Origin of the sequence: Fervidobacterium sp. 2310opik-2, assembly GCF_011057735.1 — a bacterium.
Lineage (GTDB): Bacteria > Thermotogota > Thermotogae > Thermotogales > Fervidobacteriaceae > Fervidobacterium > Fervidobacterium nodosum.
Genome location: NZ_LNGG01000005.1, coordinates 104,935 through 121,737 on the forward strand (window position 1 = coordinate 104,935; position 16,803 = coordinate 121,737).

The window sequence follows — 16,803 nt, forward strand, 5'->3', positions numbered from 1 at the left end:
AAAAATTCAATAACTGCAATATACAAGTTGAAATAATTATGTTATATATTAAAAAAACAACTGGTGGCCAGGGACGGAATCGAACCGTCGACACGTGGATTTTCAGTCCACTGCTCTACCAACTGAGCTACCTGGCCACCTGTAATATGTTTTATGTGCTTTATCTGTTAATCGCTTCGATTTATTTTCTTCCATTTGGTGGGTGCGGCAGGACTTGAACCTACGACCTTCTGCTCGTAAGGCAGACGCTCTCCCTCTGAGCTACGCACCCACTCTGCTTTCATAACTTTCTTTTTAGAAAAATCTGGCGCCCCCAACGGGATTCGAACCCGTGCCGCTGGCTTGAAAGGCCAGTGTCCTAGACCGCTAGACGATGGGGGCGTTACCATACTTCTTCATGCTCCCATGAAGTGAGTAACCGTTACCTATGATACCAAAGAAAAATTTTTTGTCAAGTAGTTTATATAAATTATGTATGAAAAAAGATAGTTAACTTTGAGTTACAGCTAATCGCAAAAGCTCTTAAATTATTGAATTAATCGATATTTCGGATCATATGCCTATATATCCCGGGTTCGGAGTTTTCAATTTCTATCGCATCTACAGTTTTCTTGTAGTAATCAACTGGTCCAGCATCTCCGATAACTGCATAGGCGTATCCAACATTGAACATGTCATATAAACAAGCAAGTAGTAATGCTGTACCGATACCTTTTCCTCGATAATCTGGGTCAACCCCTGTGGGGCCAAAAAATCCACGCATGGTTGCATCATAGCAAGCAAAACCAATAATTTTGTTTTCTTTATTTGTATCGATAGCTATAAACGATGATATGGGTTTGTTGGAAAACGTCATATCCGTTTCGCTTGCCCAATGATTTCCAAACATTTTCCTTACCCACTCTACCACGAAATATTTTTCCGGTCCTATGGGGCGTTTGATTTCTATTCCTTGAGCTTTTAGTTTTTCTATTATGGGCGCCAATTTTGGTAATTCGTACAACTTTACCAGTAAATCCGGCATAACATCACCTCGCTTGGTTTAAAAATAAATATCAAATCATATCAGCGATAATTCTTACGAATAAAATTACCAGTACTGCCAACATTATCGGTTTTATAACCTTCGAACCTTTCTTAAGCGCAAGACCAGATCCAAGCCAATTACCAGCTATTCCAAATAAAGCTGCTGGAAGTCCGAGTGAATAAATCACTTTACCACCAAAAATAAAGGTTACAAGAGCCCCTATGTTTGAAGCAAGATTCACAATCTTTGCCGTTCCAGAAGCAGATACATGGTCTATTGACAATATTGAAACGTACAAAATTATAAGAAAAGTACCCGTCCCAGGTCCAAAAAAACCATCGTATGTTCCAATTGATAAGCCTATTAGAAAAGACATTATATAAGTTCTAACACTTTTGAAATTGATTTGTTTTTCAACTGATTGTTCATTTTTTCGCCCAAAAAATACAAATAAAGCCGCCAAAGGTATTAAAATAGTCAATATTATTTTCAATCTATCCGGAGATAAAAGTAACGCGAGTTTTGCACCAATATACGAACCAATCAGAGAACCGACAACGGATGGTAACCCTACAGAGTAAATTATCGCCCTACCTTTTGCATACCTTAGTGTACTAAATATTGTACCAATAGTAGAAGAAAGTTTGTTGGTGCCTAAAGCATAATGACTTGGAACACCAATGAAAAGATAAGCTGGCAGGGAGATTAAACCTCCACCACCAGCTATTGAATCTACAAATCCAGCCAAAAAAATCAGTGGAAAAAGTATAAATTTATCAATTAAAGTAAATTGCAAAATAATTCACCTTCTTTTGTATAACATCAAGAAATCAAACTACAATATTAAAAACAGCTTTTAGAATCCACCCAATCAAATATGCAACAGTAGCAGATAGGCCGCCTATCATAAGCATCTCAAATCCACCGATAAACCACTTAACACCTGTAACTATCTGCCTAAGGGCACCAACCGCGAATAACGTTATACCTGTAATTATACACGATATCAAAAATTGATTGTTTGCAAGAAAATTCCATTGTGAAGCAAATACATAGGCTATAAGTGGCATAAATCCGGCAATTATGAATGCGAAAAATGTAACTAAAGCACTTTTTAGAGGCGAAGAATCATCTTCAAACAACCCAAGTTCTTCGTGTAACATCGTTTCTACCCATAAATCTTTGTCGCTTGTAATCGCATCGACAAGTTTATCTAATTTTTCGCCAGAAAGCCCTTTTCTTTTGTATATTTCTCTTATTTCATGCTTTTCAGCTTCAGGCATATGTTCAACTTCCCATCTTTCCCTTTCCCTTTCAGCTGCTAAGTAATCTTTCTCCGATTTTTCTGACAAGTAATCTCCAATTGCCATAGAAATACCATCAGCAAATAAATTAGCCAAACCAACGATAAGAGCGACCTTTGGACTTAAATTCGCACCGGCAACACCAGAGATAGCTGCAAAGGTTGTTACAATACCATCACTTGCACCATAAACTGCTTGACCTATGTATTTACCTTGTTCTGTTTTATGCCAAGGTTCTTTACCTATTTCTTCAGGCGCATGCAATTTTTTATGTGTTTCTAAATCACCTTTAAAAAACGCTTCTCTTGCCTTTTCAACGCGTGTTTTACGTCTTGAAAAAAACCCAAACAATGTTCTTCCCCCTTTCACAGATAAATTTCAATAACCGGATAAATTAATCAGGCCAATTAAATTATAACATATTATATTCGTGAATTAAGCTGTTCTTACGATAATATGTTTAACGTTACCACATTTTTTTGAGATATTCGGCAAAATTCAAAAGATTATATAATTCTTTACTCGTTATTGAGTTCATAAATCAAAAAATAACAATAAAATAATTTCGTTTTTTCTACGCTAATGTGGTTAAATTGTGATAACGTTACCACATATGTGGTAACAAAAACTTTTTCAAGGGTGGAACATGAATATGAAGAGAACGGTTTTTCTGCTTGTCGCTGCCCTTATGGCGATTTTGGTTTTTGGTGCGCCGTACAATACAACCATCAAAGTTCTTGCTTGGGATGACGCACTGACACAAGCACTTAAAGAGGGATTGCCTGAGTTCGAGAAAGCCACAGGTATAAAGGTTGTACTTGAATTAATTCCATCCGGAAATTTGCTCCAAAAAATTGGTGTGAGTGTAGCGCCAGATAAGACAGACTATGACTTAGTAACTGTTGATGAGCCTTTTATAGAAAGAGAAAGTGTGGCAAAACGCTAATAAGTCGTCTAGTCTCTTGCCCATATTTGTGTTATCTTTGTAGTATCACACCATTCCCACACAATATTTGTAATTGTGTGGTTTTTTTATTATAATTGAATAAGTAAGCGAAAAATATAAATTAAAACCAAAAACATAGACTAATGATTTTAAAAATCATTTTGTTTTAAATTGATTTAAGATTTATAATAATACTTGTGTAAAACCGTGTAAAATCTATAAGGCACATACATGAAAAGGAGGGCTAATAAATGGAAAACATCGATGGAAAAATCAAAGAATTAGTAGATAAGCACTTTGATAGTATTTTAAAGGCACTTGATAGGGTTATCGCTATTAGGTCTGTAATGGGAGAGCCGAAGGAAGGAATGCCATTTGGCGAAGGTCCGGCAAAAGCTTTGGAAGAGACATTGAAGATTGCAGAAGAACTTGGTTTTGAATCGGTAAATGTGGATAACTACGCAGGGCATGTTGAATACGGTTCGAAAGATGGAAAATACTACGCCGTGCTTGGTCATTTAGATGTTGTACCTGAAGGAGATTTAGAAAGATGGGAAACAGATCCATACAAATTATCAATTAGAGATGGGAAGATGTACGCAAGGGGAGTTTCAGACGACAAAGGGCCAAGTATAGGTGCACTATTTGCTTTGAAGATAGCTTCTGAATTGGTTGATAAACCAAAAAATAGAGTAAGAATAATATTCGGGACAAACGAAGAAAATGGTTCCAAATGTTTGAAATACTACTTTACGAAAGAACCTTATCCTGATGCCGCAGTAACTCCTGATGGTGATTTCCCGCTTGTTTTTGCAGAAAAAGGTATAGTGACTTATAAAATAAGCAAAAACATGTCTCAGAATTACAGCACAAAAATTGTTGAACTTAAAGCTGGAACAGCGGCAAATGTTGTACCAGAAGAATGCATTGCCGTTATCGAAAGTGACAAAGTTAAGGAAATAGCATATGTTGTGGAAAATTACAAAAGCGCCTGCAGATATGAATATTCAATTGATGGAAATAAAATAACCATAAAATCGCTTGGGAAATCTGCGCACGGTGCACACCCAGAAGCTGGATTAAACGCTGCAGGTGGTATGTTGGAATTACTGTCGAGGCTGGATTTAGGTCCTGAGACAGAGACAATAAGGATGCTTTACGAAAAGCTTGGAAAAGATTATTACGGAATAGGACTTGGTATCTCAGGTCAGGATGACGTAAGTAGAAAACTAACGTGCAACCTCGGAGTACTGAAATTAGAAAATGGAAAAATCGAAGCAATAATAAATATAAGGCATCCAATATTCTTTAACGTAGACATGATAACACTCCAAATCAAAGAAGCAATGAAAGGATTTGAAGTTGAACAGATGAGTTACAGCAAACCGCTTTACGTATCAAAAGACAGCGACTTAGTTAAAACACTTATGGAAATATACTATTCAGAAACCAAAGACGAAACACAACCACTTGCTATAGGCGGTGGCACATACGCAAGAAGTGTACCTTACGGAGTAGCCTATGGTGCTGTTTTCCCAGGCGAAGAAACACACATGCATGAACCAAATGAAAATTGGTCATTAGAATCTTTCAAAAAATTCATTAGAATATACACCAAATTAATATACAGATGGCTCACAGAATAAGATAAAACATCGACATATCGAAAAACAAACAGGGGATTATGGATTTATCCCCTGTTTTTCTTCTAAAAATTGTGCTATTTTAGTGTTTATTTATGTAAAAAACTTCAATTTGAATTTGGCGGAAGTGTTGACTTTGGTTGGCCCGGATATTAGTATTTCTTTTATTTCTTTTCTTCAAGCTCTATCTTCCTTAAAATTTCCATTTGCTTCTTGAATTCCCTAATGCCCATATTCATAAGTATAAACCTTGCGATGAAGAATTGAAGAGGTAACCACGTTACGTGCCCGCTTGGAATTATGTACCTTTTTGGTTTACCAAGCGCATACCATAGTAACTTCCTGCTTCTCAGCGGTAAGGCTTTATCAAAAAGAGCTTCAACAAATATAATTTTTTTAGTATCAACAAACTGAGCATACGCAATTGGATCTAATTTTAAATATGGATGTATATCGCTATTTTGCATTTCTTGAACGCTTTTAAAACTCTTTAAACTTTTCAATTGTTCTTCGAAGATTTCCTTCATTTTCTTTTGGTCTTCAATAAAGTGTTTTATCTTTCCCGTTTCTTTCAATTTTTCAACACTTCTTCTAAAAAACGCAAGCGTAGGTGAATGCCACATTAAAGTCGACATCTCACCACCAACGGTCATAAGTATCGTCTTTTTGAATTCATCTCTGATAGCGTTAATCATAACAGAAATCATTCCGCCCAAACAAAAACCAAATAGATAAGCGTTATCAATCCATAGACGTTGACTTTTGACATGGTCGATTATCGTTAAAACATCAACGACAGATTGTTCCCAGAATTTAGTCGCCCTTTCCACATCTGAATCGAAGAAATCTTTTCCACTTACTGAACCGTGTGCAACTCGCGTAAAATTGCCAGGTAGTATAGGTACAACCACCCTAACTCCAGCATTTGCCAAATGCGTTGCCATCCAAAGCAAGAATGGTATATTCGAAGTTCCAAGTCCATGGAGTATAAATAATATCCCAACAGGTTCGTCCTTTGGATCAAATAAGTAATATTCAACTATTTCAGTACCTTTTATCGGTTCTGGGTAAAGTGTCTTAAATCTTACGTATGAACCTCTGAATTTTTTAGCTTTTAATATATATCCTTGGGTAAATTCTTCTACTTTACCCGCATATTCAAAACTTACCATACATCTCCCTCCAAAAACATAGCAGTTTTTTCAATCATATCTAACGTCTTTTCATCTCTCAAAACAAATTCGAATCCATGACTACCATATGGATGGAGCAAAAGTTTGGAAGGTATCTTTTTTTCTCTTAGCTTTTTAAACATTTTAACTGAGGAAACATAAGGTACAACAGTATCTCTTAATCCATGGACTAAGAGTGTTTTTGGAAAATTATCAGGAATATTATTTACAGGCGAATATTTTTCATATACCTCTTTCGATTTTCTCGGTAATCGCTTCAACGTTGTCGCAGAAGCAAACCTTGCGAATAAAGAAGGTGATTCCCAAATATCTAACAAATCACATGGCGCATAGTAAGATATCACCTTTTCTATTTTTTCCGGAATGCGTGACGCTGTGAGAAGCGCGAGATGACCTCCAGCCGAAAGTCCCATAAGAGCTATCTTATGCTGATTTTCAAACTTTTTCATGACAAAATCAACCGCTTCTATAAGTTCATCTATAAGTTTTTCAATACCAGCCTTATAACCGCGTGTATAATCTATTGTAGCCACAATAAATCCCTTGCTAACAAGATACCTGTACCAAGAAATATTATTCGGTTGTCTGCGATATCCACTAATCCACCCACCACCGTGGGCAAAGACTACTATACCTTTAAACTTTGTCAAATTGAGTCTCTCAAGGTCTGGATAAAATATATCAAGCGAGTTTTTTTCTGTATACCTTACAGATTCTGCATACTTCCAAGTAGGCATTTTTGGGTCATTCGGTAATCTACCGAAAATAGATTTTCTAAGGATTGGAATATTCACCAAAAAGATTATGAAAACAAAAATAGAAAAATTCCAAAAAGCCAAAAATATAGAAAATATGTAAAATAACATCTTAAAGAATAAAATCAACTTGCTTTTTACACTCCACAATATGTTCTTTTTATTCATCTAATACCCTCCAAAAATCTATTTCTATCTATTTCTCATCCAATTATATCATTTAAAATGTGGTAAAATATATTGAAATTCATAACAATGCTTAAGGAGGCTTAAGACAATGTACGGAATCGTAAAGTATCCTGTCTCCGATATGCGTTCCGAACCGAAATTCAGAAGTGAACGAATTCATCAATTGGTGTTTGGTGAAGTAGTTTTAATAAAAGATGAAAACGACAATATCAAACAAAACGACTATATCTACGCCTGCGACATTAGACTAAATTACTGCGGATACGTAAACAAACATACATTATTCATATTGGATGAAAAAGAATACAAAGATTTCTCAAAATTAAACGAGGTAAAAATTTCCGTACCATTTTGTAAAAGCTACGGAGCCATAGAGTACCTCTTACCATTTGGGAGCAGATTGTACACTAACAGTTCTTCAGAATATACTGAATTTTACTTACCAAACGGTAATGTTTATAAACTCGTCGATACACCATTCTATAAATCAACTGAGCCTATGGAAATCGCCATACAATTCTTAGGAGTACCGTATCTTTGGGGAGGCACATCATCGTATGGTTTTGATTGCTCAGGTTTTGTAAATAGAGTATACGATGTAATTGACATAATTCTTCCAAGGGATGCTAATCAACAAGAAGAAAATTTACAATCAATTGAAACTCCACAACCAGGAGACTTATTATTCATGGAAGGACACGTTATGATGTACATCGGAAATAACAAAATAATCCACGCAAACGGTCATGATATGTGCGTAAATATAACCGATTTGGATAGAGAAAATTACGGGAGTTATCTGAAAAGCAAAATCCGTAAAATCGGGAGAATAACTGGATAATTAAATAAAGCAATTAACGTATCATAGAATATATGGTAAAATCATAAGTGTTATAAAATAAAATGGTAATTGGAGGGATAAAGATGGGCAAATACGAACTTGATATAGAAAAATACAGAAAAGCCGTTGAAAAAGTTATCTTAAGATTTGCTGAAAGAGGTTGGGAAGAAATAAAAATAGAAGAGATATGGTTTGAAACGTCTTTACCTACAGATGTCATAATCCAAGCCTTCAACGCCGGGGTGTCAATCCCTGAAGAAGTTAAACTAGTAACTTACAAGGGGAACGTAATATGGAAAAAAGAAGGATAAATAAAAATCTTATCCTATCTATAGCACTCATCATACTCTTATCTCTGAACGTTTTTTCTTTAGAAGTAAAAACTTCGGCTATATACAACTACGGCGATAGCATATTTTCGCTTTATAATTCTAACACTCCTAAAACGTACTTTGAGTTCATCGCAAATTTAACTTATTTATCTGAAAATATCCACTTCAACGCAGATGTATCATTTTTAAACAACAAAGCCTACAATGACCCATTTTCCGAAAGTTACTACGGTGGATTTTATTTTTACATAAACGATGGCTCGATATCGCTTAACCTCGGAAACTCGAAAATATCTTTTGGAAAAACACACCTTGGTGATATGGTCAAATCACCTTATTCACTTTTCGTTTCATCTGTGAATTATCCAAGAAACACTCTTGAATACAGATACGAAGATGATAAATTTATTTACGTTACAAGATGGATAGAATTAAACAACCTGATTAATTCATCGAACTTACAAGAAAAATACCGAAGCGCAAATTACAAAGTTTACGCTGTAAAATTCCCAAATATTAGATTTGGATACGAAGAAGTAAATGTATACATTGGAAAGAACTTCGATTTTGAGTATTTTGCTAATCCGATACCCGGCTTTTTTATCCAATATGTCAACAGCGCAGGTAGACCGTACCCTGAAGGTTTGGGTGAATCAAATTTTATAATGGGATTTTTTGGGGATTATTCAGATAAGGAAAAATATCTTTACACACAAATTCTTATCGACGATATAAACATGAACAGATTTTTACACCCAGATTCATACCAAAATCCGGATAAAATCGCATGGTCGTTTGGTGGAAGTTTTTCAACCAACGTAGGTAAAATAGAAATACACCACGCTGGAGCGACGAAATACACATTCCAACCATCTTCGGAAAGTGGAAACCAAATGTACTATGGATACACATATTTCCACTATTTCACTTACAATGGGACAAACACAATATTTCCATTAGAATTGCTGTACGCAGGTTACAAATACGGTGAAAACAACCTTACTTTTTTGATTAATTACTCTCCAAATTTTATCAGTAATTTGAAAACTTCTTTAGAATACGTAATTTTAGGCGAACGCTCCCCAGTCAACCCTTGGAATGATTTGACAACATTCAAGGAAGGAACACACTTACTCGACGATCCGGTTCTTGAGCACAGACTTGTTGGAAACGCAAATTACTCATTCAAAATATTAGATGGGCTGAACATATGGCTAAATACATCTTTGGGATACATCTGGAACAAATCAGAACTTACCGAAGTTACCACAGACAACGTTAAAAAACCACTTATGAGACCTGTATCTGGTAATAACATACCATTTTTCTCCTTGGTTGTTGGATTAAACTTTGAATTTAATTTCTAACACAATTATTTTAGGAGTTGTAAATAATGCTCAAAGAAGGTTTCAATGCGGTTCTTCCATCGTTCTTACTAATGTTCGTTGGATTTTTGTACGGGAAAATCTTTAAAGATTCAGAAATTGGGATATTCAACAAAATCGCAACTTGGCTGATGGCACCATTAATCACATTCACTTTCATGAACGACTACATCCCTAAAATCGATGTTTTACTTAGGTACACGGCTGGATTCGCTTTAATGTTCGTAATATCGTATTTAATATCAAAAGCCCACAAAGAACATAAAGAGATATTCTTCACAGGTAATGTTTACGTTAACTCAGGTTATTTGGGTTACCCTGTACTATTAGCCCTATGGGGCGAAAAAGCCTTAGCTTTAGGTGTAGTTTATTCTTTTGTAAACGTGTTATTTGGAAGTACATTCTTACCAAGCATGATAAGTGGAAAATTAGAGCTTAAGAATGCATTGAAACTCCCATTTATTTATGCGATATTCTTAGGATGGGGCTTAGGTTTTGCAGGTATTTCATACAAACAACTTCCACAAGGAATATTAACGGGTTTCAACTGGCTTAGAGATATGGCTATACCATTTTTACTTTTGCAAGTAGGGCTATCTATTTCGCGCATAGAATTTGATTGGCATGACATGAAAGACTACGTTTTGCTAAGTTTTGAAAGATTGATATTCATACCATTAGTAATGACATTATTCGCGTTGCTATTAAACCCATTTGAAGCGAAAGTATTTGTCCTTGAAAGCGCTATGCCTATAGGAGTGAACAGCGTCGTTGTTATAAACACATTCAAACACAAAGATACACCAAAAGCTGGAGTAACAGTCGCTTTGACAACACTATTTTCTCTATTAACATTACCAATATGGGCTTTTGTATTAGAAAAAATATTTTAAAATTATAAAAGAACTGAGAGGAGGACTGACGAGATGTACTTACAAGATGTTATAAAAGTATTAGACGAATTCTGGGCGAATTACGGTTGTTTTATCGAACAACCATACGACATGGAAATGGGCGCGGGCACATTCCATACATCAACATTCTTTGGTGTGCTAAGAAATAGGCCTTGGAACGTTGCATTTGTCCAACCAAGCAGAAGACCAACAGATGGCAGATACGCAGAAAATCCAAATAGAATGCAAAGGTTTTATCAATACCAAGTAATATTAAAACCACATCCAAAAAATTCTCAAGAAGTTTACCTTGAATCACTCAAGGCACTTGGTATTAATCCGAAAGAACATGATATAAGATTTGTTGAAGATAACTGGGAATCTCCAACTCTTGGTGCTTGGGGTATCGGGTGGGAAGTTTGGCTTGATGGAATGGAAATCACACAATTCACCTACTTCCAACAAGTTGGCGGAATAGCTCTTAAGGAAATACCACTTGAAATAACATACGGTGTTGAAAGAATCGCTATGTACTTACAAGGTGTCGATAATGTTTACGATGTCATGTGGAATAAAGATGTAAAGTACGGAGAACTCTTCAAAGAAAATGAAAGACAGTTCTCGATATACAATTTTGAAGAAGCAGATGTAGAAACTCTCTTCAAGCTTTACGAAATATACAGAAAAGAATTCGATAGGTTAGCGGAAAAAGGATTGATATTCCCCGCATACGAACAACTTTTGAAATGTTCGCACACATTCAATTTACTTGACGCAAGAAACGCCATCAGCGTCGCCCAACGGCAAACTTACATTAGAGACATACGCACAATGGCGAGTAAATGTGCGAAAGTATTCGTTGAAATGCAAGAGACACAGGAAAAGGAAGGTGAACAAAAATGAGCAAACCAAATGAATTTCTATTCGAACTTGGCGTAGAAGAACTTCCAACCACGGAAATAAATGGATTAATTCAGCAACTCTCCGATAAAATTCAAAATACACTGAGCAATGAAGGTATAAATTACGAAAAATTCCAAATCTTTGTGGCACCGCGTAGATTTGGATTTGTAATCGAAGGTTTACCAGACAGCACCCCAGAAAAAAATATCGAAAAAAAGGGCCCAGCTGTGAACATCGCATTTGACGAAAGCAACAAACCAACAAAAGCACTGCTTGGTTTCTTAAAGTCGAACAATTCAACACTTGAAGAAGTCAAAATAATAGATAACTATGTGTACATTACTAAAACACAAAATGGTCTGCCAATAGAAGATTTTTTAAAAGTTACAGTCCCATCGATAATAACTTCGCTCAAATTCAGAAAACCGATGAAGTGGGCAGATGGGAAATACGAATTTGTAAGAATACCACACCATGTGCTCGCATTACTTAACGGAAAAATAGTTGAAATGGAAATTTTTGAGATAAAATCATCTAATAAAACAGTTGGGCATAGATTTGTTATGGATGAATACTTCGAAGTCAATTCGGTACAAGACTACTTTGACAAATTGAGCAAATACTATGTGATACCAAAACTCGAAGACAGAATAAAATTCATAAAGTCACAACTCGAGGAATTCGAAACGAACGGTTACACAATTGACAAAGATGAAGAATTAATCCAAGAAGTCGCGATACTCACAGAATATCCAAAATTAATTTCAGGAACATTCTTAGAAAAATACCTGACATTGCCAGAGGAACTGATAAAAACAACAATAAAGCACCACCAAAGGTCATTTACAGTACACAGTGGCAATAAAATAACAAACACATTTGTTGCTTTTATCGACATGCCAATGGATGAACTTGGAAACGCTAAAAAAGGTTACGAAAGAGTTATCAACGCAAGGCTCGAAGATGCAAGATATTACTATGAAAAAGATATTCATTTTAAGCTTGAATCATTTAACGAGAAATTGAAAGAAATTGTATTCCAGAAAGAACTTGGAACGCTATACGACAAAATATCAAGAATTGAACAACTTTCGAAAAAAATAATAGAAATTTTGGAATTAGAGAAAATAAGTGATAATATATTAAGGACAGCAAAGCTTTGTAAAGCGGATATTGGAACGCATGTTGTCTATGAATTCCCAGAACTTCAAGGAATTATGGGAAGAATTTATGCGTTAAAAGATGGAGAAGCAGAAAACATTGCATATGGAATTGAAGAGCATTATAGCTCAAATCCATCGACAGTGGAAGGTGCAGTTGTTGGAATAGCTGACAGAATAGACACTATTGTTGGTAACTTCATCATTGGAAACATACCAAGCGGTTCTAAAGACCCATACGGATTGAGAAGCAAGACAGATGACATTTTTTCAATCATTGAAAAGTTCTCTTGGGATTTGGATTTAAAAATATTACTCGAAAAAGCAGCAGAGTTATTAGGTAAAGAATTACCAACAACTTTAATAGAGTTTTTTGAGAACAGATTTGAATTGTACAACTCAAATGTAAGATACGACATAGCCAGAGCAGTAAAACACCTTTGGTCAACGCCACTAAGAGGCATACTATCAGCAAAAGCCATCTACAAGCTTCTTGAAAAAGAAGAATTCGAACATCTTTTAGTTGGTTTTGAAAGAGTGCACAACATATCCAAAAAACACATATCGGAACATTTTGACTCCGCAAAATTCGTGGAAGAAGAAGAGAAAAAGTTACTCCAAAAATACATAGAAGTTAAACCCCTCGTTTTAGATGCAATCAAACACTTAAACTTCGAAAATGCACTTGAGAAACTAATCGAACTCAGACCGTATATTGATGAATACTTTGACAAAGTATTTGTAATGTGCGAAGATGAAGATCTAAGAATGAATAGACTAGGGTTTTTAAAAAATATCGATATGCTATTTATGGAAATTGGGGATTTAACACTTATAGAGCATTCACAAAACTAAATTTTTAAAAGGAGGGTTAAGTATTATGAAGAAAACCGTTGCGTCAGTTATTCTATTTTTAACTTACTTATCGTTTGCATTTACCATTGGTACATTATCTGTAGAAAACCCGGGTGGAGTAGTTAATCAACCATATTTTGTAAGAGCTATCACCTTCCCAAGTGCTGAAGAAGGAAAATACACAATTGGACTCGAAGGACATTTAGGACTTGGACCTATCAATTTTTCCATAGGAACATTTACAAAATATCCTGACCTTGAATTTAATGAAACTGTACATGTAGGCTTAGGAATAGCTTTTGGTGGATTTTTTATTTCAGCAAAGGCAACTACAACTGTCGATTCATTAACTGATATGTCAGCATATTCTGAACCAAAAATAGCTTTTGGGCTTGGCGGATTTAGAAAAACTAGTATATTATTCCCTTCATGGTCAAGATTTGAGCTTTCATACATTCCAAATGATCTTATTATTAAAGAAAATGGAAACTTCAAACTTAATGAATCGTTTGATTGGACTAACGCACAAGTTAATTTAATTATACAATCACAAGATACTGGATACTTTTTATTCGGATTTTACAGTGGCACAATCTCAGAACTTATGAATGGAAACTTCAAATACTCTTTTGAACTTGCACTACCAGCTGATTTTGCATATATCTATGTTTCGCAAGGATTTGATGGAAATTGGAAAGTAGGTCTTGGAGCAATATTAAGCTTTATAAACGCTTTAGGAACATATGACCTTAGAACATCTCAGATCACATGGAACATCTCTGCACAATTCTAATTTTTTGATCTATCAAAACTAACATAAAAAATTCGAAAAACTATAATCACTTTAACTAAAGGAGGGGGGATAGTATGAAAAAATTTTTTACCATGGTAATTGCTGTTTTATTAGTTGTTCTCACAGTTACATCATTTGCTCAAACACTAACTCAAATCAAACAACGTGGCAAATTAATTGTAGGGACAGAACCAACATTTCCACCATTTGAATTTGTTGACGAAAAAAATCAAGTTGTGGGTTTTGACATCGACATAGCTATGGAACTTGCAAAAAGATTAGGAGTAAAACTGGAAATTGTCAGTTTACCATTCGATAGTTTGATTCCAGCACTCCAACAAGGAAAAATTGACTTAGCAATTGCCGGAATGACGATAACGGAAGAAAGAGCGAAAGTTGTTGACTTTTCAAAACCATACTTTGAAGCAAACCAAGCGATAGTTGTTAGGAAAGATTCAAAATTTGAACCAAAGAAACTAGAAGACCTTGTTGGCAAAAAAGTAGCTGTCCAACTTGGTACAACAGGCGATTTAGTTGTAAGTGATATCACCGGCATAAATGTTGTAAGATTCCAAAAATTCACAGACGCGTTCCTTGAACTTCAAAATGGAAGGGTTGACGCGGTTGTTCTTGATGAAGCACCAGCAAAAGCCTATGTAAAGAAATTTTCTAAATTCTCCATAAGCTCAATTGTGGATACAGGCGAAACGTATGGAATAGCAGTTAAAAAAGGAAATAAAGAATTACTAAACTTCGTTAACCAGACATTGGATATAATGAAGGGTTCTGGACAGTACAACAAATTATTACAAAAGTGGTTTGAGTAATCACGATCTATAGCCCCCATATTTTGTGGGGGCTATTTCGTTTTTTATCTTTTAATTTTTTATCTTTTTTGGGGAGGGAAGGCTTGTGGAGGAACTAAACGATTTACTCAAGAATTTTCCATATTTACTCTTAGGAGCATGGGAAACACTCAAGTTAACAGCATTTTCGGTCGGTATAGGTCTTATATTGGGAACATTTATCGGTATGGGGCGACTCTCAAAAATAAAATTAATCAATTACCCATGTACTGCATACGTTGAATTTTTGAGAGGCACACCTCTACTTGTCCAAATATCCATAGTATATTTCGGCTTACCGCAACTTGGTATACAATTAGCCCCGTATCCTGCAGCAATAACGGCTTTAGGATTAAACAGCGGAGCGTACATTGCGGAAATCGTTAGGGCAGGAATACAATCTATCCCCAAAGGTCAATACGAAGCAGCTCGTTCACTTGGATTAACCCACTGGCAAGCCATGAGATACGTCATCCTCCCTCAAGCTTTTAGGAACATACTCCCAGCTCTTGGAAATGAATTCATAACACTCACAAAAGACAGCTCGCTTGCTTCTGTAATTGGCGTTTCTGAATTAATGAGAAGTGGACAATTCGTTATATCAAGAACATTCCAAACATTCTCCATATACTTCGGTATAGCCTTCATATACTTCATCATGACATTTGTCATATCAAGACTTGTCAGATACATCGAAAGGAGGATGGCAACAGCATGAACAACACAACGATTAACACATCAAACGGGAAAGAAATAATTATTAAGATAGAAAACTTGGTAAAGCGCTTTGGAAAACTCGAAGTTCTAAAGGGCATAAATATGGAAGTTAAGAAAAAAGAAACAATAGTCATCATCGGGCCAAGTGGTGGTGGGAAGAGCACATTATTAAGGTGCATAAACAAATTAGAACACTATCAAGGTGGAAAAATATATCTAGATGGCAAAGACATTGATGAATACGACATAAACCAACTCAGAACAAGAATTGGGATGGTTTTCCAGCAATTTAACCTATTCCCGCACATGAGTGTATTACAAAACCTTATACTTGCACCTGTGAAAGTCAAAAAAATTCCAGAAAGTAAAGCTATCGAGAAAGCAAAGGTACTCTTAAACAGAGTTGGACTAATTGACAAAATAGACGCTTACCCAGAACAACTTTCCGGTGGTCAAAAACAAAGAGTGGCAATTGCAAGGGCACTTATGATGGACCCAGAAATCATGTTATTCGACGAACCAACATCCGCATTAGACCCCGAACTTGTCGGTGAAGTATTAGATGTCATGAAAGATCTTGCTAACAGCGGTATGACAATGTTAGTTGTAACACATGAAATGGGCTTTGCAAGGGAAGTGGCGGATAGAATAGTATTCATAAGCAATGGCGTGATAGAAGAAGAAGGTACACCTGAAGAAATACTCAAAAATCCTCAAAAACAAAGGACAAGGGAATTTTTGAGAAGAATTCTGTAATACAGAGCTAAGTAAAAAATACCAATACCGAAACTGGCATTGGTATTTTTTATTGTAATTGTTAATAATTATTGTAATTTTTTTAACCCAATCAACGTTTTTTTCTTAAAATTATCAATTTAAAAATTTAAAAAATCTTAAAATTTTATGATAAAATATTAGGCTAAAATATAAATAGTCCAAATACACAACTTAAAAAGTTGTCATATTTAATAATTAAACACAAAATAAACACTTACAAGGAAGTTGTTAACTAGTAGTGATGA

Annotated in this window: 17 protein-coding genes and 3 tRNA genes; 12 read left to right on the forward strand and 8 right to left on the reverse strand. The window is 35.4% G+C overall.

What is annotated here, in order from left to right; translation table 11 throughout:
* Window positions 1-61: 61 nt before the first annotated feature.
* The 6 genes from AS161_RS03100 to AS161_RS03125 form a co-directional block, all read right to left on the reverse strand.
* Window positions 62-137, reverse strand: a tRNA-Phe gene (locus tag AS161_RS03100).
* Between the two features lie 59 nt (window positions 138-196).
* Window positions 197-271 (reverse strand) — tRNA-Val (locus AS161_RS03105).
* 34 nt (window positions 272-305) lie between these two features.
* Window positions 306-381: transfer RNA gene (locus tag AS161_RS03110), tRNA-Glu, on the reverse strand.
* Window positions 382-535: 154 nt separating this feature from the next.
* Window positions 536-1,024, reverse strand: a complete 489-nt coding sequence (locus AS161_RS03115) for a GNAT family N-acetyltransferase (protein WP_164541747.1) — start codon at window positions 1,022-1,024, stop codon at window positions 536-538.
* Window positions 1,025-1,055: 31 nt separating this feature from the next.
* The gene (locus AS161_RS03120) at window positions 1,056-1,823 is read right to left on the reverse strand and encodes a TSUP family transporter (RefSeq protein ID WP_164541748.1); all 768 of its coding nucleotides are present in this window, start codon (window positions 1,821-1,823) and stop codon (window positions 1,056-1,058) included.
* Between the two features lie 34 nt (window positions 1,824-1,857).
* The gene (locus AS161_RS03125) at window positions 1,858-2,682 is read right to left on the reverse strand and encodes a VIT1/CCC1 transporter family protein (protein ID WP_164541749.1); all 825 of its coding nucleotides are present in this window, start codon (window positions 2,680-2,682) and stop codon (window positions 1,858-1,860) included.
* A gap of 301 nt (window positions 2,683-2,983) precedes the next feature.
* On the opposite strand from AS161_RS03125, the gene AS161_RS03130 reads away from it, so the two are divergent.
* Both AS161_RS03130 and pepV read left to right on the forward strand, forming a co-directional pair.
* Window positions 2,984-3,277: an extracellular solute-binding protein gene (locus tag AS161_RS03130; protein ID WP_041256924.1), complete on the forward strand. Its 294-nt coding sequence runs from the start codon at window positions 2,984-2,986 to the stop codon at window positions 3,275-3,277.
* 251 nt (window positions 3,278-3,528) lie between these two features.
* Window positions 3,529-4,923: a dipeptidase PepV gene (pepV, locus tag AS161_RS03135; RefSeq protein WP_164541750.1), complete on the forward strand. Its 1,395-nt coding sequence runs from the start codon at window positions 3,529-3,531 to the stop codon at window positions 4,921-4,923.
* A 161-nt stretch (window positions 4,924-5,084) separates the two neighbouring features.
* On the opposite strand, the gene AS161_RS03140 is transcribed toward pepV, so the two are convergent.
* A complete protein-coding gene (locus tag AS161_RS03140) occupies window positions 5,085-6,092 on the reverse strand; it encodes an alpha/beta hydrolase (protein WP_011994210.1) in 1,008 nt (335 codons plus the stop codon).
* Window positions 6,086-7,036 carry an alpha/beta hydrolase gene (locus AS161_RS03145; protein ID WP_164541751.1) on the reverse strand — a complete coding sequence of 317 codons (951 nt, stop codon included), beginning with the start codon at window positions 7,034-7,036 and terminating at the stop codon, window positions 6,086-6,088. Before AS161_RS03145 ends, AS161_RS03140 begins: the two co-directional genes overlap by 7 nt.
* Window positions 7,037-7,145: 109 nt before the next feature.
* Between AS161_RS03145 and AS161_RS03150 the strand changes: the two genes are divergently transcribed.
* The 10 genes from AS161_RS03150 to AS161_RS03195 all read left to right on the forward strand — a co-directional run bounded on the left by AS161_RS03150 (window position 7,146) and on the right by AS161_RS03195 (window position 16,537).
* Window positions 7,146-7,898, forward strand: a complete 753-nt coding sequence (locus AS161_RS03150) for a C40 family peptidase (RefSeq protein ID WP_164541752.1) — start codon at window positions 7,146-7,148, stop codon at window positions 7,896-7,898.
* 83 nt (window positions 7,899-7,981) lie between these two features.
* Window positions 7,982-8,209 carry a hypothetical protein gene (locus AS161_RS03155; RefSeq protein WP_011994213.1) on the forward strand — a complete coding sequence of 76 codons (228 nt, stop codon included), beginning with the start codon at window positions 7,982-7,984 and terminating at the stop codon, window positions 8,207-8,209.
* Complete coding sequence (locus AS161_RS03160; protein ID WP_164541753.1) at window positions 8,191-9,597, forward strand: hypothetical protein; 1,407 nt, start codon at window positions 8,191-8,193, stop codon at window positions 9,595-9,597. Before AS161_RS03155 ends, AS161_RS03160 begins: the two co-directional genes overlap by 19 nt.
* Window positions 9,598-9,623: 26 nt before the next feature.
* Entirely contained in the window at window positions 9,624-10,508 is an 885-nt protein-coding gene (locus AS161_RS03165) for an AEC family transporter (protein WP_011994215.1), read from the forward strand.
* Window positions 10,509-10,541: 33 nt separating this feature from the next.
* The gene (locus tag AS161_RS03170; RefSeq protein ID WP_011994216.1) at window positions 10,542-11,411 is read left to right on the forward strand and encodes a glycine--tRNA ligase subunit alpha; all 870 of its coding nucleotides are present in this window, start codon (window positions 10,542-10,544) and stop codon (window positions 11,409-11,411) included.
* Window positions 11,408-13,426, forward strand: a complete 2,019-nt coding sequence (glyS, locus tag AS161_RS03175; protein WP_164541754.1) for a glycine--tRNA ligase subunit beta — start codon at window positions 11,408-11,410, stop codon at window positions 13,424-13,426. The genes AS161_RS03170 and glyS overlap by 4 nt, the downstream gene beginning before the upstream one ends.
* 25 nt (window positions 13,427-13,451) lie before the next feature.
* Window positions 13,452-14,219: a hypothetical protein gene (locus AS161_RS03180; protein ID WP_011994218.1), complete on the forward strand. Its 768-nt coding sequence runs from the start codon at window positions 13,452-13,454 to the stop codon at window positions 14,217-14,219.
* Between the two features lie 74 nt (window positions 14,220-14,293).
* Window positions 14,294-15,046 (forward strand): basic amino acid ABC transporter substrate-binding protein, encoded by a 753-nt coding sequence (locus tag AS161_RS03185; protein WP_164541755.1) that lies wholly within the window; start codon window positions 14,294-14,296, stop codon window positions 15,044-15,046.
* A gap of 85 nt (window positions 15,047-15,131) precedes the next feature.
* A complete protein-coding gene (locus AS161_RS03190) occupies window positions 15,132-15,782 on the forward strand; it encodes an amino acid ABC transporter permease (RefSeq protein ID WP_011994220.1) in 651 nt (216 codons plus the stop codon).
* The gene (locus tag AS161_RS03195; RefSeq protein ID WP_164541756.1) at window positions 15,779-16,537 is read left to right on the forward strand and encodes an amino acid ABC transporter ATP-binding protein; all 759 of its coding nucleotides are present in this window, start codon (window positions 15,779-15,781) and stop codon (window positions 16,535-16,537) included. The genes AS161_RS03190 and AS161_RS03195 overlap by 4 nt, the downstream gene beginning before the upstream one ends.
* The last annotated feature ends 266 nt before the right edge of the window (window positions 16,538-16,803 follow it).